This is a genomic window from Exiguobacterium sp. s130, from assembly GCF_018619055.1.
Taxonomy (GTDB): Bacteria; Bacillota; Bacilli; order Exiguobacteriales; family Exiguobacteriaceae; genus Exiguobacterium_A.
This window is the reverse complement of record NZ_JACSNI010000003.1, coordinates 556,080-578,055: the sequence shown is the minus strand read 5'-3', so window position 1 is coordinate 578,055 and position 21,976 is coordinate 556,080. Positions and strand designations below refer to the sequence as shown.

Below are 21,976 nucleotides of genomic sequence, written 5' to 3'. Positions count from 1 at the left end.
CAGCAACAAATGAATGGAAGAGTTGAGCCACCCGCTCGACCTTCCTTTTCTGTCGTTTGGACGAAGCCGTTCGTCTTGACCTTATGTCTCGTCTTAGCGCTCGCAGCGGCTTCCCTCTTCACGGGCGTCTACGAACTACGGAGTGCAGCGAACGATTTCGATATGTTCTGGATCACACGTGTTCCGCGGACACTCGCCTTGATGCTGACGGGTGCTGCGATGGCAATGGCTGGACTCGTCATGCAACTGATCACGCAAAATCGGCTCGTTGAACCGACGACGACGGGAACGATCGAGTGGGCGGGACTCGGACTGTTAGCCGTTTACTTACTCGTTCCGGCACCGTCCTTGATGATGCGGATGACCGGAGCCATCGTGTTTGCGTTCATCGGGACGATGGTCTTCTTCTGGTTTCTCCGTTCGGTCCGACTGCGTTCATCGTTGATCGTCCCGATCATCGGTCTGATGCTCGGAGCCGTCATCTCAGCGATATCGACGTTTCTCGGGTTGTTTTTCCGTGCCAGCCAAGCGATCGAAGGCTGGTTCGTCGGTTCGTTTGCGTCCGTCCAGATCGGTCGCTACGAGTATCTTTGGATCATCATCGGTGTCACGGTCTGTATCTTCTTTCTCGCGAGTCGCTTGACGCTCGTTGGACTCGGAGAGGACGTCGCGACGAGCCTTGGCGTCAACTACAATCGACTGATGCTGATCGCGACTGGGCTGATCGCTCTATCCGTCGGTGTCGTCGCGACCGTCATCGGCAACCTACCCTTCCTCGGCTTGATCGTTCCGAACATCGTCTCGATGTTTCGCGGTGACGATCTCCGTAGTAATCTGCCGTGGGTCTGTCTGATCGGGATGGCAACGATTTTAATCAGTGATCTGATTTCACGCACGATCATCCGTCCGTTTGAACTGCCGGTCTCCTTGATTCTCGGAACGGTCGGGGCAGCCGTCTTCATCATCATTCTGTTACGTCGACGGAAGACTGGAGGTGTCAGATGAGTACCGCGATTAGACAACAGAAACATACACGAATTCAACCGAGCGTTACACGTGAAATCAATCGCCGGGCGTCTGCGTTTCAGTCGAAACGACTCGAGCGCCGCTACTGGATTCTCCTCATCCTGTTCCTCAGTGGCGGAGTGCTCAGTACGATCGGTCTCTTGCTCTACAATAATCCGGTTCCGTTTGATTCTCCGTCCTTTTGGCCGGTCGTCGAACGCCGGATCACGGCAGTCATCACGATGGCGATCGCAGCAATTTGCCAAAGTCTCGCGACCGTCGCCTTTCATTCGGTCACGAGCAACCGGATCATCACACCATCCCTGCTTGGTTTTGATGCTCTCTACTCGACGATCCAGACATCGATGATCTTCTTCTTCGGTGCGGGAGCACTCGTCGGCTTTACCGGCACGAGCGCCTTTTTGACACAGGTCGCAATCATGCTCGCGATGAGCCTCTTATTATACGGATGGTTGTTGTCCGGAAAATACGCGAACCTGCAGCTGATGTTGCTCGTCGGAATCATTCTCGGCACTGGTCTCAACTCGCTGTCGTCATTCATGCGAAAGATGCTTGCACCGTCCGAGTTCGATATCTTACAAGCACGATTATTTGGTTCGGTCACGAATGCCGACGCGTCCTACTTCCCGATCGTCATTCCGGTCGTCCTCATCGTCGGTCTGTTGCTCTACTTCTCGTCAGGACGACTCAACGTCGTCGCACTCGGAAAAGAGGTCGCGACATCGTTCGGTGTCAATCATCGTGGCAGTGTCATCTACTTCTTGATTCTGATTTCACTCCTGATGTCGATGTCGACGGCATTGATTGGACCGTTGACGTTCTTCGGCTTTTTAGTGGCGACACTCAGTTATCAGGTCGCTGCGACGTATGATCACAAATACGTCTTCCCGATGGCATTCGCAATTGGTTTCTTCATTTTGACGACTGCCTATTTCTTCATGTATCACATTTTCAACACGCCAAGCGTCGTCTCCGTCATCATCGAACTGTTCGGCGGACTGATATTCCTTATCGTGTTGCTTAGAAAGAGGTACCTATGATATCACTTGAACACGTTAAAAAATCGTATACGGATGATGTTAGAATTGGTCCAATCGACTTAACGATCCCAAAAGGTGGATTCACGGCGTTGATCGGTCCAAACGGTGCCGGTAAGTCGACGACGTTGATGATGATCGGTCGTTTGCTTGATCTCGATGCCGGGCAGATCGAAGTCGCTGGCATGGATGTGACAAGTAGCAAATCGAAAGACTTAGCGAAGATCATCACCATCCTGCGGCAGGAAAATCATTTCGTAACCCGGCTGACAGTCCGGCAGCTCGTCGGCTTCGGACGTTTCCCCTACTCAAAAGGTCGCTTGACGGCTGACGATGAGACGATCATCTCGAAATACATCGATTTTCTCGAGTTGACGTCGCTTGAGAACCGCTACCTCGACGAATTATCGGGCGGACAGCGGCAACGGGCATATGTCGCGATGGTACTCTGTCAGGAAACGGAATACATTCTACTCGACGAACCCCTCAATAATCTTGATATCGCCCGCTCGGTCCAGATGATGGGGTACCTGCGACACGTCGCTGATACGTTTGGACGGACGATCATCACCGTCTTACACGACATCAATTTTGCTGCGAAATATGCCGATCACATCTGTGCGATGAAGGACGGACAAATTGCCGCTTTCGGAACGGTCGCCGAAGTCATGGATGAAGCGCTGTTATCCGAGATCTTCGAGACCCATCTTGAGATCATCGAAGGTCCATACGGTCCGATTGCCGTCTATTGATACTTTATATAGAAATGAGGAATGAATGATGCAGATCGATTGGCTACCACTAGAGCAGGTAACGCAAGAAGGCGAACACACCTATACGTTTCATTTGCAACGTCCGGATGGTTTCGTTTGGGAGGAAGGCGCCCATACGCATATGGCGCTAGAAGGGTTTAATGCAGGTGAAAAACCGAACCGTAGTCTGATTCGGCATATGTCGATCTCGACGCTCCCTCATGAAGAAACGATCGGCATCACGACGCGGATTAAACCGGAATGTTCCGTCTTTAAGGAGACACTTCGGCAGCTGAAACTAGGTGAGAAGATTGCTTTGTTTAAGACGCATTCGAACATTCCACTACGTCGGGAAAATCGTACGGTGTACTTACTGTCAGCAGGCGTTGGTCTGGCAACGTTTCGACCAATCATCCTGCAACATCAGGCTGATAGAAGTGGCATTCCGCACATGCACTCGTTGAACGTTGATTCTGCGCGAACTGAACTATTCAAAACTCAGCTTCCTTCGCATGATCAGTTTAGCCCCGCTTATGTCGAGAGTCGCGCTGCCTACTACGATGCTGTCAAAGCGATGACAGCGGACAAGGACGGTTTGTTCTATATCGTTGGTAGTGATGAATTTCTCCGTGACACGATTGACGTGTTGCAAGGCGCTAACATTCCAAAGTCTCAGATTATGATTGATAAACGTCAAGACCAATTAGATACGTTTTTTGTATAAGGTACCAATGATTAGACTTCAGCATTGACTGGAGTCTTTTTGTTTTTTCAAAATAAGGAATTGGTATGTTATCTGTAAATATTTGTTATGATAAGTGCATCAACTGACTTTTGGAGGGTTGCTTATGAATTTTGTATTTGATCTCGATGGAACAATCTGTTTTAAAGGAGAACCGATGTCTCAAGACATCGTACAGGCGCTTCATGCAGTCGAGGACGACGGGCACCGTGTGATTTTTGCTTCGGCACGTCCTATCCGTGACATGCTACCCGTCATTCATCCTTCATTCCACGATCATATCTTAATCGGCGGAAACGGATCGTTGGTCGCATCGGAACAAACAATCGTTCAATCAAAATCGTTCGACGATCGTGAGCTTTCTTTTATCACAGAATTACTCGACAAGCATAAAGCCACATATTTAATCGATAGTGACTGGAATTATACATATAACGGACCGCAAGACCATCCTATTCTGAACAATCTAGATCCGGGTAAGACGGCACAAAATGTTCCGCTAGCTCACCATGATCGAATCATAAAAATCCTCATTTTGAGTGCCAACAATCTGAAATCCTTAGAAAACGAGCTACTTCGAATGGATGTCGTTGTTCATTATCATGGATCGGAACAAGTATTGGATATCAGTCCAACCAGCATCAATAAACGGACTGCTTTACAAAGTCTTGGTATCGAGAGCGAGGGATACATTGCTTTCGGGAACGACGCGAACGATATCGAGCTATTCAAAGGAGCGCAGTATGCGGTCATGATCGGAAGCCATAAATCACTCCGTATTTACGCAGATCACACCATTGACTCCACCAGTCATTTAGAATCTCACATAGTCGAACAAATCAGGCATCTAAGCCAAAAATACGTCTATTCCACGTCGTATTCCTAAATAACGCCTGGTGAAATTTTCGGATCAATAGTTAAATCTCTTTCAGATGTATGCAATCTAATATAGTTACTTATCCAAAGATGACTACGATGGGTAAGAATAATCCGCTCATCAAGAGCATTCCTACTAGGACAGCGATACTCGATTTGATAATCGACAGTGTTTGTTCTTCTAGTGGCTTGAGCCGTTTCACAGGAATGAACATGGTCAATGAAGCAACGACTAATGCCAGTGGCTCAAGAATCGTTCGGCTCATCGAAAAGAACAAATCGATCATTAAAAAGACATTCAATACAAAGAAAAATCCCAATAAGCGAATGATCATTTCTTTATTCATATGTACTCCTTCATGGTTACTATCTATTTGATTTGTTTCATGAAACAGAATGCCCTCTAATTATAGCGCTTCACAGAATAATTTTGGAAACGCATTCAAATAACTGGTGATTTGGTATCGTTGTAAGTCATACTGACAGTAAATATTAGAAAAGGAGTGTTGAAGATGGAATACAAAAAAGGACTCGAGGGCATCATTGCCGCTGAAACACAAATCGGTTTAGTCGATGGAACATTAGGTCACCTTATCTATCGTGGACACTGGGCAAAGGAACTCGCATTATCCTATTCATTCGAAGAAGTGGCGTATTTCATCTGGAACGGTGCGTTCCCGACTGAAGCGGAACTGGTCACATTCAAGGAACAGATGACGAGCTATCGTGAACTTCCTTCTTATATTAAGACGATTCTCGATACATTGCCGAACGAGATGGATGTCATGAGTACGATGCGAACAGCAATCTCGGCACTCGGCACACCCGCTTTCGCTTGGCCACCGACAATTGATCAGGCGATGCACGTAACAGCACTCTTGCCATCGATCATCGCCTATAAATATCAAAAAAATCAAGGCGCTGACTTCATCGAACCGAATCCGGAACTCGATCACGTCGCGAATTACATCTATATGATTAAAGGACAATTACCAAGTGACGTCGAGATCAAAGCGCTGACGGCGTATCTGATTCTAACGATTGAACACGGTATGAATGCTTCGACGTTCGCTTCCCGTGTCGTCGTCTCGACGGAATCGGAAATAATTTCTGGCGTCTGTGCTGCGATTGGCTCCATGAAAGGACCGCTTCATGGTGGTGCCCCGTCAGAAGTCATTGAGATGATTAATGAGATCGGAACGATCGACAACATCGAACCGTGGATTCTGAACAAATTAGAAAAAGGCGAAAAATTGATGGGCTTTGGTCACCGCGTCTATAAAACACGCGATCCGCGTTCAGAAGCCTTGAAAGTCGTCTCAAAGGGTCTCGCACAAGAGAGCGATTGGTTCAACCTGATTACACAAATGGAGCAAACAGCGATCGATTTACTCGAGGAATACAAACCAGGTAGAAAACTGTATACGAATGTTGAATTCTTCGCGGCAGCCGTCTTAAAAGGACTCGACATTCCGAAAGAACTGTTCACACCGACGTTCACCTCTAGCCGTATCATTGGCTGGACGGCACACATCCTCGAACAATCGCAAGACAACCGGATTTTCAGACCACAATCGTCGTATACGGGACCAATGCCAGAAAAAGCAGCTAAGTTTTGATTAGTCTCTAGTTACGATCAAAAAATGAAGCTGACTCAAAAAAAGAATGACGCGTCTTTTCACGCCCTTTCCTCAGGCGAGACACAAGACCCGCTTTCCTGCTCCGTTGAAGCAGGAAAGCGGGTCTTGTTCGTCTCTGACAGCGCATAAATGCGCTTTTCCTGTAGGAGTGGCGCGAAACGCGTCATTCTTTTTGTTACGAGATAAGGATGGCAGATCATCATTCTGCCATCCTTATCTTTGTAGAGACTGACTTTTGAGTCAGCCCCATTTGCTATGGCGTTTTATTTAACGATAGTTTCTAATGAGAAATCTAGTACTTCCACTTCACACCCTGCCGCTTCTACATCCGGACTACACGCATACGGTCCGATCTTCAAATCGGTCACGTCATGTAAGTGTGCGATCCGAAGTTGCTCTTTGTGCTCTCCTGTTACGTGATACAACGTGACATCTTGATTGAGATAGTGGAGTTCAAAGACAAGCGGTGCATCAAATAGTGTGTTGTCGACATCCCGACACGACCAGTCCGAGTACCCAAAGCTCGTCACGACGGCACCCAGATGTGATGGACCATCCGGAATGAACTCAGCCGAGACTTTCACCCAGTGATCGTCATTCACATAAAGTAAAATCCCCGCTTGATCATATGTAGCATTCGGTTTTAATTTCACTTCAATCCGGCATTTGAATTCTCCATTTGGAGCATCCTGCAACAACGCATGCCCCGTCTGACGATTAAACTGATAATGTGTGTTGCGCCAAAAATCCGTATCCGGATCCGTCATGAAGCGTAACGGTGTCTCTTCTTTAATACGCGACGGTTGATTGAGCCAATTCATCAACATATCCTCCTTTTTCTCAACGCCCTCTTAATTTCCGTAACTTTCGATAGCCACGAATGAGCATATCGAGCATACAATCCCTCCTATTTTCTATGAACCCTCAGACTACTTTACGAAGTCGTTGCATATCCTTATTCAATGCTGATCGTTTCAAACGTCTGTTCCGTATTAAGTATTGCACATCTGACCGGTTATCGTACATCAGTTGGATATGGAAATAATTGATATATTCAAGGATTGCGAAAATATATAGAAACAAGGTGATTCGTATTCCATACACCGGAAGCTCAGATTGAAAACGAATCCAGTCGATTCCGAACGCACACGCTGTCAGAACGATCAAAGCCAGATTGATGACACGACAGTGACGTAATCGTCGGACGACCGGTTCTCGGGTAATTGACGTTCCTTCCTTCTTCAGACGCCTTGACTTGCTGTACCAATACCAAGCTCCTTGAATCAACAACAGCTCAAACAAAAACAGTGACATCCAAAAGGCACTGAGTTCAAATAACTGCAGTCGTGGAAAGACACGATTCCCAAACCAACTCAGCGGTAAAATCGTGACGACCGTGAACAATTCCCCACGGTATAGATAGGCGAAGCGCTCGGCAACGATCTGCCTCATGGCGCCACCCAGTCAATCCGGAATTTACTTCCTGGACCAAGCTGTGCGATCAATGGTTGATCGGCCTCAACGACACGTCCGAGAACGTTGACTCGCTCATCCGCAGGTAGATTACGTTTCGTGATTTGAACCTCGCCCGCGTATCGCCCGTAGCGTTCATTATCAATCGTGATTGTGCCAAGCGGGCGGGCAGACCGATCTTGCGGTGTCAGATCAATCGTCGACGGACTCATCCGCGACTCGACGGAGCGAATGACATCCCGCGCTGGATCAAACCGATTCGTTTCCGTATCCCGTTGTGCTTGCTGTCCGTTCGCTACTGCCCGAAGTACGATGATTCCGTCTTGCTCTGCTTCGAATTGCCGAATCGTCGCCTCCGTCAATCGTGGATCCCCAACAAGAATTCGATCAACGGTCGATTGTAAGTCGATGTAACTGGCGAACGGTGCCGCATTTCGGTGTTCTTCAAGTGTCGGTAACGTCTCGAATAACGGTCCGCGAAGTGTCTCGTCACCCGGTATGAACGCTTGGACCCTTAATCCTTGCGCCTGTAACCAGGCGTTTTTTTCGTCAAACCACGTCCGGTCGAGTCCTGTTTCCGGTCGCGGATAAAAATTATGCCACGCTTCCGTGTGATCGATTCGCAGACCCTGTGCCTTCATCTCCGTCAATTCGTCTGCTGTTAACGTACTGGCATTGAGCGCGACCATCATTTGGTTCGATAACGTCGCGATTTGCTGCGGACTGATGCCGTAATCAAGACGGAGTCCTGTCACACCCCAGTCCGTTAACGTCGCTGCCGTCTCCCATGTCTTTCCAAGCGTCGCGAGCGACGCTGGTGCGATGTCCGCCACGAGTTCGAATCCGAGCTCACGTGCTAAATGACCGAGCGCTTTCAAGCGTTCGACGTACAGTGAAGAATCATCCTCGGGAATATGTAGCGATGTAAAGAGCGACGTAAAGCCGACAGCGCTCATCCGCTGTAGCCACTCGCTCGTCTCGTCTGTGATCGGTTCACTTAAATAGATTGATAATCCTTTCATACACTCACTCCTTCACTTCTCTACTTAGGGAAAAAGCAGCTGATCCCTTCTTTTTCGAAGGATTCAACTGCTTTTCAATACGTTAAATACCGTCTGCCATCTCTTCTTTGAAACCGAACCAGTATGTGAACAGGAATCCTGCCGCGTACGAGATGACGAGACCTCCGATGTACGTCAAGTACATTCCGTTGTCAATCAACGGTGTCAATGACAACCCGGATACGCCGACACCGAGTGCGGTCGTCTTCATCGTTGCTTGGAAGGCACCACCGACTGCTGCGCCGAGACATGCCGTTACGAACGGACGACCGAGTGGTAACGTAACACCGTATAACAACGGTTCACCGATTCCGAGGAATCCGACCGGGATCGCCCCTTTGATGATGTTACGCAGGCGCGGATTGCGCGTCTTGACGAAAATCGCCATTGCCGCCCCGACTTGACCCGCTCCTGCCATCGCAAGAATCGGTAAGAGTGGTGTGTTGCTAATCGTGTTCAAGAACTCGAGATGGATTGGTGTCAATCCATGGTGGAGACCGACCATGACGAGTGGTAAGAAGAAGCCAGCCAGCACGGCTCCGGCGAGTGGTCCACCGACCTCAAGCACGGCATTGATTGCTTTCATGATACCGTCTGACAGCAGTCCAGCAACCGGCATGATCGCATAGAGTGAGGCGAATCCGACGATCAGCACCGTCAACAGTGGCGTAAAGATGATATCGATCGATGCGAACATGAAGCGACGGATGTGCTTCTCAAGATAGGTCATCAGCCAAGCTGCGAAGATGACACCAAACAAGCCGCCCCTGCCCGCAACGAGCGGTTCCCCGTAAATCGTGATATCCGCAAGCACGGGGTTGAATAGAATCCCACCGGCAATTGCTCCGAGCACCGGCGTGCCGCCGAATTCCTTCGCCGTATTCCACCCGACGAGGATTGCGAGATATAAAAAGACCGTCCCACCGATCAGTAGTAAAATCTGCATCCATGTCTGTGTTTCATCGACACCCGCATTTTTTGCGAAGTTCGCACCACCGTTGATGATACCGGAAGCAACAAGACCCGGAATGAGCGGGATGAAGATGTTCCCGATTCGGCGCAAGAAGCGTTTGAACGGAGACTGTTGTTTTGCTTTTACTTTTTGCCGTTCGACGGCAGCCCGTTCTTCTGGCGTCAAATTCGGATCAACGGACTCTTCTCCGATCGCGAGTCCTGTTTCGCGACTTAAGTGGTCTGCTACCCGATTGACCGTTCCCGGACCGACGACGATTTGTAACGTCTCGTCATCAATGACCCCCATGACCCCATCAATCCGCTTTAACGCATCGATATCTGCTTGCGTCGGATCCTTTAGCGATAAACGAACCCGCGTCATACAGTGCGCAAGCTGCCGGAGATTATCTTTTCCACCGACGTGCTCAAGAATCGCGTGTGCCAGCACTTCTTCCTTCTTCATCGTGTTTCCCCCTTAGAGTGCGTCTCGGACAAATCCGTTTGCATGTTGTAATCGTTCGACGGCTTCCGTATACGAAACATTCGCGAGAATCATGACGATCGCCGTCTTGACGTGCCCGTGTGCTTCACTAAAGACACGCTCCGCCGTTACGGCATCGACTCCTGTCGCCTCACGGATCATCCGCTTCGCCCGGATCTCCAGTTTTTCGTTCGTTGACTGGACGTCGACCATCAGATTTTGATAGACCTTGCCGACACCGATCATCGCCGCCGTCGAAATCATGTTCAAGACGAGCTTTTGCGCTGTTCCAGCCTTTAGTCTTGTTGACCCCGTCAAGACTTCCGGACCCGTTTCGACTTCGATCGCATAACGCGCGTGCTGACTGATGACCGCATCCGTGTTGCAAGAAATCGCTGCCGTCACCGCTCCGACTTCCTTCGCGTAATCAAGACCACCGATGACATACGGCGTCCGCCCGCTTGCTGCGATCCCGATGACCGTATCACGCGCTTCTAGCTGGAGCGCTTTCAAATCGTCGACGGCAAGCGTCCGACTATCCTCTGCCCCCTCGACCGCCTTAATTAACGCGCGTTCGCCGCCAGCAATCAAACCAACGACCATGTCTGGTGAGACCCCGAATGTCGGCACACATTCTGCCGCGTCAAGAATCCCGAGTCGTCCGCTCGTACCAGCACCGATGTAAATCAAGCGTCCTCCGTTTTTGAATGATGCAATGACGTGTTTGACGACTTCCGCGATAACGGGAATTTGTTCCCGAATGACCGTCGCGACCGTTTGATCCTCGGCGTTCATCACCCGTAAGACATTTTCGACTGTCATCTCGTCGAGTTGCATCGTCTGTTCATTCCGACGTTCCGTTGCTAATTGATCTAACATCTGCTTCACCCTTTCTCTTCCCTCCCTTTATTATACAATTAAGAAATTTTAATTCAACATTATTTATTTAATTTTGAAATTAAATTTCTAAAATAAACGAAGTTCTTTTCCTTTCTTTCAGTATAAGTCGACTGATTTCCTCTTTTATCATGACTTACTACCTCGTCATTTAAAGAAGAGGGATTCTTTTTCAAGGATTTTCGATTCACGATAGCGAAATCTATTTCATGACAGTATGAACAAATGGAGGGAAAAGATGGAGGAATTCGAAAAGAGGCAACTCGCCAAAAAATTACGTGAGTATCCGGACTACTTTGAGTACTGTCTAATTGATGACTATGAAACAACGTTAATAGGGCAAAAAATTCACTGCTTTCAAGAATTCGAAATCGAGATTCAATGCTTTATAGAAGAGGATGACATCCATCTCGTCAGTCTTGTTTTCAACAAATCCATATTCGATAAAGCATTCATTCTACAATGGTTGAGTTACTTCGGTGTACAAGTAAGTGCTAGAAGCAAGACCCTGCGCATTCCTCAGGCAAAGGAAATTGATCGTGCATTTCTTTTTCTCGATCATATCGTCGCCCGGTATGTCCGAGGGTCTAAAACCATCACCGTCAAACGGGACGGCTTAATGGAGTGGACCCTTCGTAATCAACCCATCGTCGAGCGGATCATTGACACGAAAGGATCTCGGCTACCGGTTCCGCTTGTCGTGTTGAATAATGAAATCGTACCATATTGTCCAACGCTGAAATTCAACCGAAAAGAAGACATCATTGTCGTAAACGGAACAACAATGAATATTGATCGAATCGAAGGCTTTAATGAAGGCGTAGCCTATTATCGAAAAAATATTCGGGAGCCGATCGCGTACGCTGATGACGATGAGATCGTGTTCATCATCGATTTGTTTGATCATCCGAGTGATACTGGAACATTCTGTAGTGTCGTCTACGTCTCCTATTCGGACTGGCTTCAAGTACAAAACGGTGATTCGAGATGATCCATGTCTAAATCATCATCGATGTTACTCATCTTACTTGCTGCGATCTTTTGGGGCACGACGGGGACCTCACAAGCATTTGCGCCAGAAGATGCACACCCGATTGCAATCGGTGCCGTTCGTCTGGCTGTCGGTGGACTGTTCTTACTCTGTCTCGTTCTCTTCAAAGGAACGCTGACGTTACGCGACTGGCCGGTGCGGACGATTTTACTCGCTGCCGTCAGCATGGCGGCTTACCAACCGCTGTTCTTCTCAGCTGTTTTGATGACCGGTGTTGCCGTCGGTACCGTCGTTGCAATTGGTAGCGCACCAATCTTCTCCGGATGCATCGAGTGGCTGTTCTTAAAAAAACGTCCGGCGTTGATGTGGTGGGCTTCAACCGGATTATCGATCACCGGTTGTCTGTTGCTTCTGAACAATCAAGGAACGGTCGCAATTGATCCAATCGGAATCGTTCTTGCACTAGGTGCCGGACTATCGTTTGCCGGGTATACATTCGTCAGTCGAGACCTCGTCAAGACACACGCGCCGCTGTCGGTCGTTGCCGTCATTTTCACGACGAGCGCTGTTCTGTTGTCACCTTTACTCTTCTTATTCGATCTCTCCTGGCTGTTCACGTCACGTGGTGCCGGAATCAGCCTCCATCTCGGCGTCGTTGCGACCGGAATCGCTTACTGGTTATTCGCGAAAGGACTATCGAACGTACCATCGTCGACTGCCGTCACGCTCTCGCTCGGTGAGCCGCTGACAGCTGCCTTGCTTGGTGTGTTCGTCCTCGGTGAAGAATTAAGTGGTACGGCTTGGTTCGGAATCTCGTTATTATTACTCGGAATCGCCTTATTGATCGGTTCGTCTCGCCTAGCAGCGCGCCAAACCGTTTTGACAGAAGAACGACAAACCCGGACTGGAGGCTAAATCATGCAAGAAATCACGCTTGAGAAACTACAATTTCGCGAGGATTACAACATCGGACTCGATCAGTTCTTGATGGATGTCACAAATGGTAACAGATTGATCTTTCATTTTCGTGGGCATACGGAGGAGACAATGGTCATCGTCGGCGACTACAGTTGCAATTACTTCCGATTGTCCTTCGAGGCGGATGCGATTCTACTCCGTTCACCGGACCTCTATGAACTAAAAGAAGACGTCGAGATCAATCCGATTCCACTCCTGACGCTGACCGACTCGAAGCTACTGACGTTCGCACGTGAAATGATGGGACTCGATCCTACAAAAGACTGGATCCATTACTGGCTCCGGGCGTTCGAACAGGATTTTCATGTCTTGTCTCCCCGTCCACCAGTTCTGACCGACCTCGGACATAAACGAAGTGATTCGATCGTCACGTATTCATTTGATTCGTTCAACGCTGAATGACATAAAAAAGCCCTACCTCGCCAAAGGTAGGGTATTCGTTCGTCCCGCCCAACGACTCGCGCTAAACGGTTCCCTTTATTATACATAAACAGGCAGCGTCTTTTCAATCGACTGGACAGAGTCGATTGGACTGAAGCGCTTGACGACCTGTCCTTTCCGGTCGACGAGGAACTTCGTGTAGTTCCATTTAATTTTCGACGACAGCAAGCCGGACTGTTCTTTCTTCAAGAACGTATAAAGCGGATGCTCGTCCGGTCCATTGACGTCGATCTTCTGAAACATCGGAAACGTCACGCCATAGTTCAGCTGACAGAACTGCATCGTCTCTTCCTGACTCCCGAACTCCTGCTGATTGAATTGATCGCACGGAAATCCGAGCACTGTGACTCCTTGTTTCTCATATTTATCATAAAGCGCCTGTAGTTCGCCAAGTTGTTTGACGAGCCCACACTTACTTGCTGTGTTGACGATCACGAGGACTCGTCCAGCATAGTCACCTAATGAAACAGTCTCGCCCGCTGCATTTTGTACGATTGCATTGTATACGGTTTGCATGTTTTCCAGCTCCTTTGCCCCGAGTATAAGACAAAACGCGCACCCTGTCGTTTTCAGGCATGCGCGTAATGCTTTACCAGATCGTCTCTTCTTTGTCGCTCAGTTTGATGACGAACGGTAGAATCAAGACGAACAATAGACTGACGTATCCGAGCGATAAGTAATGTTGCGAGTCTTTTGAAATGTATTGCTTCACGCCGCAGTTCGGACACGCTTTCCCATGTTTCGTAAATCCGACAGCGAGCACTTCTTTCGTTTTGAACTTATACTGGCAATTCGTACAACGTACCATTTGATCATCTCCTTCTTCCTTATCTACTGGTGGATTCAGGAAAAAGTTTCATGGAATTGAAGGTAACCGACGTCTTATCTCATCGATTCTTCCCGGTCACTCAACCGAATCAGAAACGGCAAGAACAGGACGAACAAGAGACTGATATTCCCGAGTGAGAGATAAAATTGTGACTTCCGGGACATGTATTGTTTCACGCCACAGTTCGGACACGTCTTGCCTTTCCCATGTATTGCAACACTGACAGCGAGTAGTTCTTTTGTGCTGAACTTATACTGACAATTCGTACAGCGTGCCATGACATCATCCCTTTTTCTGTAATCTACTTATAGAGTTTGGAAAAGGTTCCGTTGCGTCGATAGGTTGTAAACGCATCTTCAAAAATTCATAGCTTCCACCATTCGTCGCCTGTTGGAAGCGTTCGACGGGAAGGAAGCCACTTTTCGTATACAGGCGAATCGCGCCCGCTCGTTGAATGTCGCGACAGCTAATTCGATTTGTTTAGGTGCATATCGGTCCATGATGAACGCAAGACCGGCTTCTAAAAATGCCACTCCATTTCCTCGTCCCGTCAAGTCTGGTCGTATGCCAAGACCGACGTCAACGACGTCTGCGTTTGGTTCAAATACATAATAACCAATCAATTCTTCCCGATCCAACACAGCAAAATAATGTTCCGTCTGCTTTGCTGGATCGAGAAATTCTGCTAAATCTTCTGCGTCATTCGGCATATCATAAAATGCAAACGGTCCAGCATACTGCCACTCGTAGGCAATCTGTTCCGCCTGTCGTTGCGTCAGCGGTGAAAATGTATAGCTCATCAGGATTCAGCTCCTCTTCGATTCCTCAACGAGATCGATTCTTTCGGTAGTCTAACAGTAGCGGCAATACGTTTAATCCGATCGAGATGAACGTCAACACCCACAGCGCCCGCTCCATGCCCGGTACGACGTCTTGTAACGCTGCCCAGTCCTCCCGCGCCACGAATTCCGCGACGAGTCGGTATTCGGCACACAGCGTCAGTGCCGTAAAGCTCAGTCCGAGCACCATCAGAAAACGATAGTCCTTACCGATCAAATAAAAGATGATGTTCAGTGCAGTAAAACCAATCGCCATTAAACCCAGTATGATCCACATCGAACCCTCTCCTCTCACCTCTCTTTTTACTATATTTGGAATCCGTTAATTGGTATATCCGCCTAGAGTTGGATTTTTTGTCCGCTCAGCGAAATAACGCTCGAGCAACCGATGATGGAGTACTGTTTCGACCAAACGGACGGTTTCGAGCGTCGCCGCGAAATCAACCTGTTCAAAATCCGTATGCTCGCGCAGATAACCAACGGACAAGTTTACAGCTGGAATAGCTCGTAGTTCGAATAGTTTCGCATCACTGCTTCCTCCGTACCGTGTCGTTCGCCAATTCGGCATATCACTCAACATACCGGCTTGCTCAAAACATGCACCAAAAGCTGTCTGACAAAAATCAAACTCCACGTGACACCCTGTAACGATGTCGCGTGTACCGCGGCGATCAAAGACGATTGCTGCGTCGACGTCCTCTAAAAAGGACGCGTCCATCGCTTCTGCACCACGACAACCGATTTCTTCTTCGATTGAAAAAGCGAGCTTGATCGTTCCGCGGAAGTCAGTCGCTGGAATGCGTTCCATGAGTTCAAGAATCGCAGCGATGCCCGCTCGATCAGCTGTCACGAACGGATACAGGACTCTCTTGGTATCCCAATGTACTTCACGGATCCCTATTCTTCATGGCAACGTGGCAGCAATGAGAATGCCAATGGTCTTCTCCGTGAGTTCTTCCCAAAGGGAACCAACTTCGGAATGATCAACAAGACAGAATTAAATCACGCACTTTCTAGAATCAACAATCGACCAAGAAAGTGTTTGGATTGGAAAGACTGCATACGAGGTCTTTTCCGAAGAAGTGTTGCGCTTAATTTGACAAACCGTCATTTCATAAAACTAAGTTGGATAAGAAAAGGGGAAATGTATAAAAAAATACGACATACGAGAAAAATTTAACAGATAAATCAACTCTGAACATGCGGATCCCATTGTTATAACGCTTTAAGTTATGAGGACTATTGGTAAGAATTACGGTAGCTTGATAAAAATGTCTATTTGCGTCATATCTTAAATAGTATCAGTGATGTATAGTCACAGGAACATTAACTCAATGACTTTGGGACATCTAAGTTCAATGCATGAATAGGCGGGGGATCGATATTGATTCGGGAGATATTTCAGACGAAGAAGGCTATTAAGAAAATAAACCGGCTACTACGTTCTAACGATAGTCGATCCAACAAATTACCTAGAATACCCTAATAATGAAAAGTAAATGAAACAAGTGGATTCATGTATCACTTAGCGATGATCCCCCTAAGAATCACATCTTCTTTTTAGTAGATGAAGATGGAGTCAAGCATTTTGAAGAAGACTTTCTTAAAACATTGTCGGATGGTTGAAAGATCTGTTTGTAGAATAGTGAATAAAATCACCGTGGGGACATCTTAACATGTTAATGGATACAACAAGAAAAAGGCGTTTTGTATTTCTTCTTTGTTAATAGGGATATAGATAAAAAGCAATTTCATAAAGCAGGAAGAATTCACCCCCTTGGTCGTAAAAAACTTTGATACAATAAGTGAGAAAGGAGAAGAGAAGGTATACAAGAGTTAATGTAGGATATTAATGGTGGCTTTTTTAGCTTCTTAATCGGATGTATTATAGCTTCCGCAGGAACAAATCTAAACGCTTAAAATCAAAAAACTATAAAATCAATGACTATCCCTACATCTAGTGTTGAGTCTACGTATTTGACCATCATGATGGTAAGGCGAACGCTTTATAATAGATTAAGTGAGGAGTGATGATGATGACGAATATCCACATGCACGTTGGATATGATAAGGAGGAAGCTGGATTTATCCGATATAATTTGGTCAGGCACAATAAATCGAAAGTCCCTTACAATGAGGAGGAGAAAATAAACTTTGTATTAAAGGATGAAAAGGGCGAAATCGTCGGAGGGTTAGTCGGTCATATAGACTGGGAATGCTTTTTTGTAGATATCCTGTGGGTGGACGATTCACTGCGCGGTATGGGAAAAGGCCAAGAGCTAATGGAAACAGCTGAAGCATATGCGCGAGCTCAACAATGCCGGTTGTTAAGATTGGATACCTTCAGCTTTCAAGCGCCTGATTTTTATAAGAAATTAGGATTCGAGGTTTTTGGAGAATTAAAAGATTTCCCAAAGGGGTTCACGCATTACTATTTATACAAAAAAATTTAAAATAATATCGTTTTTAGTAGTTCTTAATCTAGTTCATGTATTCTGACTATAGTGAGAACTTACATAAAAGAAAGAGCAAGAAAGTTGGTTAAACATAACTTTTCTTGTTCTTTCTTTTGATTCCTTTTAGGGGAAAGTATATTTGAAAAAAGAGGATTTTTTCGAGAACAAATTTGCATACGCTCAATTCAACTTTCTTAGGCCGGCCCCTGTCATCAATGATTACGATTCAATGAAAAACAACTCGCAGTTTATTAAAGCGGCAATATAAAGAACTGGCGCGCATTATGTACGAAAATAGTATGTGTTGACCATGAGCTGTTTGAAGAAGAGTCATCTATTGCGATTGCCCTATGAAGACTTCTCTTTCTTCAAAGTAAAAGTGTTCGTGGTGAACAAGTACGGCGAAATAATAATCGTTAAGAAAACTAAAGTCTTGATCCATTATGGAGCTCGTATCTCGTCATCGGGTTCATGCGTTTGATGAGCGCGAGGGCATCATAGCAGATGATCACCGTGCGAAGGTGAAAGACAAAACATTGATTGTTCAGTATAAAGATTCTGCATTTTGGAGCGAGAACACGATGGCCGAAAGTTATGCTTTGGATTCGAATCGTTTATTGGAGGACCTCTATAAGAACAAGAACTTCGATTTATTCGCCTTTGAACGATCTACGGTCATGACAGACGACAATGGCAACGAAGAACTCGAACCGGTCCTGAAATCGTATTACACTCGACAGACGCTTGACCAGATGAATCACTTCTCGGACATGGTCTTAGTCAATCGGGAGCGCTATTTCCAGAAGGCAGACGGTTACTGGATCCATCTCGGTATTTTCCGTAGCCTCAAGAAGAGCTTGAGCGACAAGATCAATGCGCCGATCAATTTCGAAAACATGGATGAGTCCCGTTACGACATGCACCCGGACGCGACGAATGATGTAGTCAAAAACCAGAGTCGATTGAAAAAGAAGAACCGATCTTCGCGGAGCCGGTAACGAAAGAGAGTAATACTAATTCTCAAACGGAAATAGCTTACGATACAGCTACAATTTTATCCAGTATCTACAACGTTTCACAAATGTACGACCAGCTCTCCTTCAAAATTGATGAGCTGAATCAAATGGTCGGAACAAACGGCAATAAGGTGACTGCTCCAGTTTCTTCATTGCTGTTCTCACTCAAAGAAATGATCGATCTCCTATCAGTGCAGAACTCGCCACGCTTCAAAAAATGAGCGCACCCGATGACGTGACGGCTACTACGCAACGGTTAGCTGCTAACCAGGATGAGATGAACCGGATTTACGAACAACTTCAGACGCAGTTTTATAGCGTCGACAAACAAGATTATTCTGACGCTATTCAACTATCACAAGAAATCAAAAAGAATTTCAGTACGATGAAACAACTCGTTCAAGCTGATATTTCCGCCTACAGTACGTTTTTGATGAAATACGCCGATGAAGAAGCATCTTGAACTTAGTACAGTTAAGGGCACTCAGATTCCTTTTCTTTTAGATTTAAAAAGAACATATTTATTAAGAGCAACTCACAACATGATCCTATCAATCAGTTCCAGGCATTATTAGACCTCAAAAAAAACCGCTCAACCGAGCGGCTCATGACATTTTGGCGAAAAAAATTAAAAAGTGGGAACTGAGTGTGAACTGACGCCCACTCACCTCTCACAAATGGCTTAAGCCTGCGGACGTTTCCGACGCAAACCATAATACTGATAAAACTATAATATACTTTTTTAGTATATACTCACGTGCAGTTTAGTAACCGGAGAGGGGTACTTATCTGTATGTCAGTATATCTTGTTTATCATTGACTGTGCAATGGACTGTGCAATGGCTGTCTAGAATGCACAGTGTGCAATGAATGGGTTTCTATGCGCCCTATAGGTGGTAAATACCCATAAATTTATATAAGTGTGCAGCTACTCGTCGCGGGAACGGGAGGCAGTGGGAAAATGAAGATATTACTACTCGGGGAAAACCAACTAGCAATCACTGGAGACGTCCTTGAAATCAAACGTGTCGTCGAGACGTTGACGACCGGTAGTCAAGTCGATCTACTGCTCAAGACGTCCTGCATGAAAAAAATTAACGTCATCCTTCCAACACATCGCCATATTACTACGAATGAACAAGTCACTTTCATTTTTGATTAACAAACGGGAAAGGGGAGGTCCCCTTTCGCGAATTCCAGTCATTACACCCTCGACTTCGCCCGACCTCTCCCTGGATTCCCTTATGGGGAGTCTTAATTATAGCATCAATTATCCATATTTACCCATTTTGTTAAATTTTGTATTTCATCCTTCATCTGATATCCTAAAAATGATTATTTTTACTTAGGAGGACTATATGGATTTATTAGAACTAGCAAAGATTATAATTTCAAAAACTTCTCTTGAAGTGCTCACCGCATTAGCCACAACTGGTGCAACTTTTTTTGCTTGGCGAACGACCGTAATGAATAAACAACAGTCTAATGAGCAAATTGAAGAACAGCATCGAGTTGAGCGACCAAGAATAATACCATTGAATAAAGACATTTTTTTAAGCAACTTCCGCCCTTCCCCTTCGTGGTTGGCCGATAATTTAGAATTTTTACCGGACGATAGCTATCGGTACGAAGAATTAAGTGATTTTAATTTTACACTTATCAACACAGGTAAATCATTTGCATTAAAAATCGATTTGACGTTTGATCTAATAAATGGAATCGATGCTGTTGATGAATTCGAGGAAGAAAATGAACAGTATAAGTATTCTTTAACACTCAATCAACCTGAATTAAAACAGCATAATCCAAGCGTATTTAGTTTCAACACATTACATAAAGAAAAAAACATTGGAGGAATTTACGTCCATCATTATACAGTTGATTCTTTTGTGCAAAGAGTTTCTCTAATTAAAAGTAACGACTCTCATTTTGTTAAATTGCCTAAATATTTCATTGAACTCAGCAACTTCCACTTATTTGGATTAACTCAATCTAAGCCTCGAGTAAGGTTAACTATTCAGTACACAGATCAATACAATACACAACATGAAGATATGTACACAATGCAAGTTAAAATTAAGCAATTAGCATTCTCTAAAGAGAAGGAATACTTCTTAGATTTTGAAAATGTAAATGAGAAATAAAAAAGCAGCCTACCCGTTAAGGTAGGCTTTTTGATTAAAACAATGTATTCCATGTTGCGAGACCAACTACACCATCTGTATCAAGCTTCTTCCGCTTTTGATACGCCTCAACAGCTTTCTCAGTCGCCATGTCGAACTTGCCAGTGACTGTAGTCCCGACAGCGCGCTGGATGCGTTCCACGTCTTTCTTGAGCATTTTTTTTGGATCTTGCGTACGATACAACGGTTTGCCCGGATACGGAACTATGGCTTTCCCGTCACCTTGCGCCGGCTTCGTTTTAGCAACCGGTTTCGATGCAGGAGCCGTTCCAAGCACTTTGTCCGTGCCGTACCCTTTGTATTTATACTGCAGGTGTGGTGAGTCGATAAATGTTTCATCCCGTTGGTTACCGTCAGAGTCCCAATCCCCTCCCCATGTAAAACCGAGGCGTTGGGCTTCCTTAATCGCCTTCTTGATGTCAGCACGACCATAGCCGTTTGACCCATTCCAATAGACTTTACCTTTTTTGTCAGCTGGTACGAAGTCGAGTGCTTGTCCGACTAAGTGATACGAGTACATCGTTTGTGATGCTCCTGAGTTAACGTTCGCGCGTTGTTCGGCTTCTGTACGACGTGCATCATATACCAGAATTTCGATTCCGTTCTTGACGAGATACTCGTACCATTTGAGCGCGAGTCGTTTCGTGTTTGGTGCCAATTCGTTCAACGTTGCGCGGTTTCGTTTATCGTAATACATTATTTTGCCTCCTTTTGATTTTCAGCGTGTTGATCATCCGACTTCACTTCTGCAATACTAACCTCACTCGAAATGGGTATGACTTGCTCTTCCTGCGTGGCTGCCGTCTCGATGATTGTGTCAACAGCTCGCGGTTCTTTTTCACCTTGCAGTTGTGTCAAGGCGTCAATCATTTGTTGTGGCATCGGTACATTTAAGAGTCCTAAATTTTCCGCAACGGATAACCCTTCCCGTGCGATGTAGTAGTATAAAGCCAGCGTCCGGACAATCGGTAATCCACCATTGATCAACTCATCGAGTAAAACTGCAATGATGACGACGATAAACACGATGCCCTTTCGAATGCCACCCCAAAACATGACATCACTGTTCACACGTTTGTACTTATATGCTGCTAAAAATCCAGTTACATAATCGACAATCATTAAAAACACTAGAATCTTCAATGCAGCGTCCCAACCTCCAAACAATGCAGTTATCACGGTACCGAATACCGCAAACGCACCTTCGATTAAATGATGTGTCCTCATTATCTTTCACCTCTACTCTTCTTGTTTTCACTCCATATGAAAAGGACGCTGTGTATAGCGTCCTTTAGTCCTTTAGT

At 46.1% G+C, this 21,976-nt stretch carries 28 protein-coding genes and 1 pseudogene; 15 read left to right on the top strand and 14 right to left on the bottom strand.

The window, feature by feature from the left end:
* Positions 1–9 precede the first annotated feature (9 nt).
* The 5 genes from HZS85_RS10695 (at position 10) to HZS85_RS10675 (ending at position 4,443) form a co-directional block, all read left to right on the top strand.
* The gene (locus tag HZS85_RS10695) at positions 10–1,005 is read left to right on the top strand and encodes an ABC transporter permease (protein WP_214855993.1); all 996 of its coding nucleotides are present in this window, start codon (positions 10–12) and stop codon (positions 1,003–1,005) included.
* Positions 1,002–2,066, top strand: coding sequence for an iron chelate uptake ABC transporter family permease subunit (locus HZS85_RS10690; protein WP_214855801.1), 1,065 nt, complete (start codon positions 1,002–1,004; stop codon positions 2,064–2,066). Before HZS85_RS10695 ends, HZS85_RS10690 begins: the two co-directional genes overlap by 4 nt.
* A complete protein-coding gene (locus HZS85_RS10685) occupies positions 2,063–2,815 on the top strand; it encodes an iron ABC transporter ATP-binding protein (RefSeq protein ID WP_214855798.1) in 753 nt (250 codons plus the stop codon). Before HZS85_RS10690 ends, HZS85_RS10685 begins: the two co-directional genes overlap by 4 nt.
* A gap of 28 nt (positions 2,816–2,843) precedes the next feature.
* Positions 2,844–3,539, top strand: a complete 696-nt coding sequence (locus tag HZS85_RS10680) for an FAD-dependent oxidoreductase (RefSeq protein ID WP_214855795.1) — start codon at positions 2,844–2,846, stop codon at positions 3,537–3,539.
* A gap of 124 nt (positions 3,540–3,663) precedes the next feature.
* On the top strand, positions 3,664–4,443 hold the full coding sequence (locus HZS85_RS10675; RefSeq protein WP_214855793.1) for an HAD-IIB family hydrolase: 780 nt from the start codon (positions 3,664–3,666) through the stop codon (positions 4,441–4,443).
* A 70-nt stretch (positions 4,444–4,513) separates the two neighbouring features.
* Here the strand turns inward: HZS85_RS10675 and HZS85_RS10670 are convergent, their stop codons facing one another.
* Positions 4,514–4,780, bottom strand: a complete 267-nt coding sequence (locus HZS85_RS10670; RefSeq protein WP_214855791.1) for a hypothetical protein — start codon at positions 4,778–4,780, stop codon at positions 4,514–4,516.
* 165 nt (positions 4,781–4,945) lie between these two features.
* Here HZS85_RS10670 and HZS85_RS10665 point away from each other — a divergent pair, with 165 nt between their 5' ends.
* Positions 4,946–6,052 carry a citrate synthase/methylcitrate synthase gene (locus tag HZS85_RS10665; protein WP_214855789.1) on the top strand — a complete coding sequence of 369 codons (1,107 nt, stop codon included), beginning with the start codon at positions 4,946–4,948 and terminating at the stop codon, positions 6,050–6,052.
* Positions 6,053–6,336: 284 nt separating this feature from the next.
* On the opposite strand, the gene HZS85_RS10660 is transcribed toward HZS85_RS10665, so the two are convergent.
* From HZS85_RS10660 to murQ, 5 genes are all read right to left on the bottom strand, one after another.
* Positions 6,337–6,894: a DUF1349 domain-containing protein gene (locus tag HZS85_RS10660; protein WP_251137927.1), complete on the bottom strand. Its 558-nt coding sequence runs from the start codon at positions 6,892–6,894 to the stop codon at positions 6,337–6,339.
* 103 nt (positions 6,895–6,997) lie between these two features.
* Positions 6,998–7,525: a general stress protein gene (locus tag HZS85_RS10655; RefSeq protein WP_214855785.1), complete on the bottom strand. Its 528-nt coding sequence runs from the start codon at positions 7,523–7,525 to the stop codon at positions 6,998–7,000.
* Positions 7,522–8,568 carry a DUF871 domain-containing protein gene (locus tag HZS85_RS10650; protein ID WP_214855782.1) on the bottom strand — a complete coding sequence of 349 codons (1,047 nt, stop codon included), beginning with the start codon at positions 8,566–8,568 and terminating at the stop codon, positions 7,522–7,524. Before HZS85_RS10650 ends, HZS85_RS10655 begins: the two co-directional genes overlap by 4 nt.
* An 82-nt stretch (positions 8,569–8,650) precedes the next feature.
* The gene (locus HZS85_RS10645) at positions 8,651–10,024 is read right to left on the bottom strand and encodes a PTS transporter subunit EIIC (protein ID WP_214855779.1); all 1,374 of its coding nucleotides are present in this window, start codon (positions 10,022–10,024) and stop codon (positions 8,651–8,653) included.
* A gap of 12 nt (positions 10,025–10,036) precedes the next feature.
* Complete coding sequence (gene murQ / locus HZS85_RS10640; RefSeq protein WP_214855990.1) at positions 10,037–10,921, bottom strand: N-acetylmuramic acid 6-phosphate etherase; 885 nt, start codon at positions 10,919–10,921, stop codon at positions 10,037–10,039.
* A 256-nt stretch (positions 10,922–11,177) separates the two neighbouring features.
* On the opposite strand from murQ, the gene HZS85_RS10635 reads away from it, so the two are divergent.
* The 3 genes from HZS85_RS10635 to HZS85_RS10625 are packed head-to-tail and all read left to right on the top strand — an operon-like array spanning position 11,178 to position 13,310.
* Positions 11,178–11,930, top strand: a complete 753-nt coding sequence (locus tag HZS85_RS10635; protein ID WP_214855776.1) for a hypothetical protein — start codon at positions 11,178–11,180, stop codon at positions 11,928–11,930.
* Between the two features lie 3 nt (positions 11,931–11,933).
* Entirely contained in the window at positions 11,934–12,845 is a 912-nt protein-coding gene (locus tag HZS85_RS10630) for an EamA family transporter (RefSeq protein WP_214855774.1), read from the top strand.
* Between the two features lie 3 nt (positions 12,846–12,848).
* Entirely contained in the window at positions 12,849–13,310 is a 462-nt protein-coding gene (locus HZS85_RS10625; RefSeq protein WP_214855772.1) for a hypothetical protein, read from the top strand.
* Between the two features lie 78 nt (positions 13,311–13,388).
* Here HZS85_RS10625 and HZS85_RS10620 read toward each other — a convergent pair whose 3' ends face one another.
* The 6 genes from HZS85_RS10620 to HZS85_RS10595 all read right to left on the bottom strand — a co-directional run bounded on the left by HZS85_RS10620 (position 13,389) and on the right by HZS85_RS10595 (position 15,867).
* Entirely contained in the window at positions 13,389–13,865 is a 477-nt protein-coding gene (locus tag HZS85_RS10620) for a glutathione peroxidase (RefSeq protein ID WP_214855770.1), read from the bottom strand.
* A 73-nt stretch (positions 13,866–13,938) separates the two neighbouring features.
* On the bottom strand, positions 13,939–14,157 hold the full coding sequence (locus HZS85_RS10615) for a hypothetical protein (protein ID WP_214855768.1): 219 nt from the start codon (positions 14,155–14,157) through the stop codon (positions 13,939–13,941).
* Between the two features lie 74 nt (positions 14,158–14,231).
* Positions 14,232–14,456 carry a hypothetical protein gene (locus HZS85_RS10610; protein WP_214855766.1) on the bottom strand — a complete coding sequence of 75 codons (225 nt, stop codon included), beginning with the start codon at positions 14,454–14,456 and terminating at the stop codon, positions 14,232–14,234.
* Between the two features lie 78 nt (positions 14,457–14,534).
* Positions 14,535–14,978 (bottom strand): GNAT family N-acetyltransferase, encoded by a 444-nt coding sequence (locus tag HZS85_RS10605; RefSeq protein WP_313635952.1) that lies wholly within the window; start codon positions 14,976–14,978, stop codon positions 14,535–14,537.
* A 25-nt stretch (positions 14,979–15,003) separates the two neighbouring features.
* Positions 15,004–15,294 (bottom strand): hypothetical protein, encoded by a 291-nt coding sequence (locus HZS85_RS10600; RefSeq protein WP_058705325.1) that lies wholly within the window; start codon positions 15,292–15,294, stop codon positions 15,004–15,006.
* A 45-nt stretch (positions 15,295–15,339) separates the two neighbouring features.
* Positions 15,340–15,867 (bottom strand): M20/M25/M40 family metallo-hydrolase, encoded by a 528-nt coding sequence (locus HZS85_RS10595; protein ID WP_353048868.1) that lies wholly within the window; start codon positions 15,865–15,867, stop codon positions 15,340–15,342.
* Here HZS85_RS10595 and HZS85_RS16765 point away from each other — a divergent pair.
* From HZS85_RS16765 to HZS85_RS10565, 6 genes and pseudogenes are all read left to right on the top strand, one after another.
* Positions 15,850–16,117 (top strand): annotated as a pseudogene (locus HZS85_RS16765) (IS30 family transposase); the annotation flags it as partial. The gene HZS85_RS10595 and the pseudogene HZS85_RS16765 sit on opposite strands and share 18 nt — an antisense overlap.
* A gap of 936 nt (positions 16,118–17,053) precedes the next feature.
* Entirely contained in the window at positions 17,054–17,470 is a 417-nt protein-coding gene (locus HZS85_RS10585) for a GNAT family N-acetyltransferase (RefSeq protein ID WP_214855764.1), read from the top strand.
* A 584-nt stretch (positions 17,471–18,054) separates the two neighbouring features.
* The gene (locus HZS85_RS10580; protein ID WP_214855761.1) at positions 18,055–18,471 is read left to right on the top strand and encodes a hypothetical protein; all 417 of its coding nucleotides are present in this window, start codon (positions 18,055–18,057) and stop codon (positions 18,469–18,471) included.
* 253 nt (positions 18,472–18,724) lie between these two features.
* Complete coding sequence (locus HZS85_RS10575; protein ID WP_214729811.1) at positions 18,725–18,952, top strand: hypothetical protein; 228 nt, start codon at positions 18,725–18,727, stop codon at positions 18,950–18,952.
* Between the two features lie 498 nt (positions 18,953–19,450).
* The gene (locus HZS85_RS10570) at positions 19,451–19,651 is read left to right on the top strand and encodes a hypothetical protein (protein ID WP_214855758.1); all 201 of its coding nucleotides are present in this window, start codon (positions 19,451–19,453) and stop codon (positions 19,649–19,651) included.
* 196 nt (positions 19,652–19,847) lie between these two features.
* The gene (locus HZS85_RS10565) at positions 19,848–20,633 is read left to right on the top strand and encodes a hypothetical protein (RefSeq protein WP_214855755.1); all 786 of its coding nucleotides are present in this window, start codon (positions 19,848–19,850) and stop codon (positions 20,631–20,633) included.
* Between the two features lie 34 nt (positions 20,634–20,667).
* Here the strand turns inward: HZS85_RS10565 and HZS85_RS10560 are convergent, their stop codons facing one another.
* Together HZS85_RS10560 and HZS85_RS10555 are read right to left on the bottom strand one after the other, a co-directional pair.
* Positions 20,668–21,369: a M15 family metallopeptidase gene (locus HZS85_RS10560; protein WP_214855752.1), complete on the bottom strand. Its 702-nt coding sequence runs from the start codon at positions 21,367–21,369 to the stop codon at positions 20,668–20,670.
* Positions 21,369–21,899, bottom strand: coding sequence for a phage holin family protein (locus tag HZS85_RS10555; protein ID WP_214855749.1), 531 nt, complete (start codon positions 21,897–21,899; stop codon positions 21,369–21,371). The genes HZS85_RS10560 and HZS85_RS10555 overlap by 1 nt, the downstream gene beginning before the upstream one ends.
* Positions 21,900–21,976 lie beyond the last annotated feature (77 nt).

Coding starts and splice junctions, on each gene's coding strand:
- HZS85_RS10695 (WP_214855993.1), top strand. CDS start 10: ATGAATGGAAGAGTTGAGCCACCCGCTCGACCTTCCTTTTCTGTCGTT.
- HZS85_RS10690 (WP_214855801.1), top strand. CDS start 1,002: ATGAGTACCGCGATTAGACAACAGAAACATACACGAATTCAACCGAGC.
- HZS85_RS10685 (WP_214855798.1), top strand. CDS start 2,063: ATGATATCACTTGAACACGTTAAAAAATCGTATACGGATGATGTTAGA.
- HZS85_RS10680 (WP_214855795.1), top strand. CDS start 2,844: ATGCAGATCGATTGGCTACCACTAGAGCAGGTAACGCAAGAAGGCGAA.
- HZS85_RS10675 (WP_214855793.1), top strand. CDS start 3,664: ATGAATTTTGTATTTGATCTCGATGGAACAATCTGTTTTAAAGGAGAA.
- HZS85_RS10670 (WP_214855791.1), bottom strand. CDS start 4,780: ATGAATAAAGAAATGATCATTCGCTTATTGGGATTTTTCTTTGTATTG.
- HZS85_RS10665 (WP_214855789.1), top strand. CDS start 4,946: ATGGAATACAAAAAAGGACTCGAGGGCATCATTGCCGCTGAAACACAA.
- HZS85_RS10660 (WP_251137927.1), bottom strand. CDS start 6,894: ATGAATTGGCTCAATCAACCGTCGCGTATTAAAGAAGAGACACCGTTA.
- HZS85_RS10655 (WP_214855785.1), bottom strand. CDS start 7,525: ATGAGGCAGATCGTTGCCGAGCGCTTCGCCTATCTATACCGTGGGGAA.
- HZS85_RS10650 (WP_214855782.1), bottom strand. CDS start 8,568: ATGAAAGGATTATCAATCTATTTAAGTGAACCGATCACAGACGAGACG.
- HZS85_RS10645 (WP_214855779.1), bottom strand. CDS start 10,024: ATGAAGAAGGAAGAAGTGCTGGCACACGCGATTCTTGAGCACGTCGGT.
- murQ (WP_214855990.1), bottom strand. CDS start 10,921: ATGTTAGATCAATTAGCAACGGAACGTCGGAATGAACAGACGATGCAA.
- HZS85_RS10635 (WP_214855776.1), top strand. CDS start 11,178: ATGGAGGAATTCGAAAAGAGGCAACTCGCCAAAAAATTACGTGAGTAT.
- HZS85_RS10630 (WP_214855774.1), top strand. CDS start 11,934: ATGTCTAAATCATCATCGATGTTACTCATCTTACTTGCTGCGATCTTT.
- HZS85_RS10625 (WP_214855772.1), top strand. CDS start 12,849: ATGCAAGAAATCACGCTTGAGAAACTACAATTTCGCGAGGATTACAAC.
- HZS85_RS10620 (WP_214855770.1), bottom strand. CDS start 13,865: ATGCAAACCGTATACAATGCAATCGTACAAAATGCAGCGGGCGAGACT.
- HZS85_RS10615 (WP_214855768.1), bottom strand. CDS start 14,157: ATGGTACGTTGTACGAATTGCCAGTATAAGTTCAAAACGAAAGAAGTG.
- HZS85_RS10610 (WP_214855766.1), bottom strand. CDS start 14,456: ATGGCACGCTGTACGAATTGTCAGTATAAGTTCAGCACAAAAGAACTA.
- HZS85_RS10605 (WP_313635952.1), bottom strand. CDS start 14,978: ATGAGCTATACATTTTCACCGCTGACGCAACGACAGGCGGAACAGATT.
- HZS85_RS10600 (WP_058705325.1), bottom strand. CDS start 15,294: ATGTGGATCATACTGGGTTTAATGGCGATTGGTTTTACTGCACTGAAC.
- HZS85_RS10585 (WP_214855764.1), top strand. CDS start 17,054: ATGACGAATATCCACATGCACGTTGGATATGATAAGGAGGAAGCTGGA.
- HZS85_RS10580 (WP_214855761.1), top strand. CDS start 18,055: ATGGCCGAAAGTTATGCTTTGGATTCGAATCGTTTATTGGAGGACCTC.
- HZS85_RS10570 (WP_214855758.1), top strand. CDS start 19,451: ATGAAGATATTACTACTCGGGGAAAACCAACTAGCAATCACTGGAGAC.
- HZS85_RS10565 (WP_214855755.1), top strand. CDS start 19,848: ATGGATTTATTAGAACTAGCAAAGATTATAATTTCAAAAACTTCTCTT.
- HZS85_RS10560 (WP_214855752.1), bottom strand. CDS start 21,369: ATGTATTACGATAAACGAAACCGCGCAACGTTGAACGAATTGGCACCA.
- HZS85_RS10555 (WP_214855749.1), bottom strand. CDS start 21,899: ATGAGGACACATCATTTAATCGAAGGTGCGTTTGCGGTATTCGGTACC.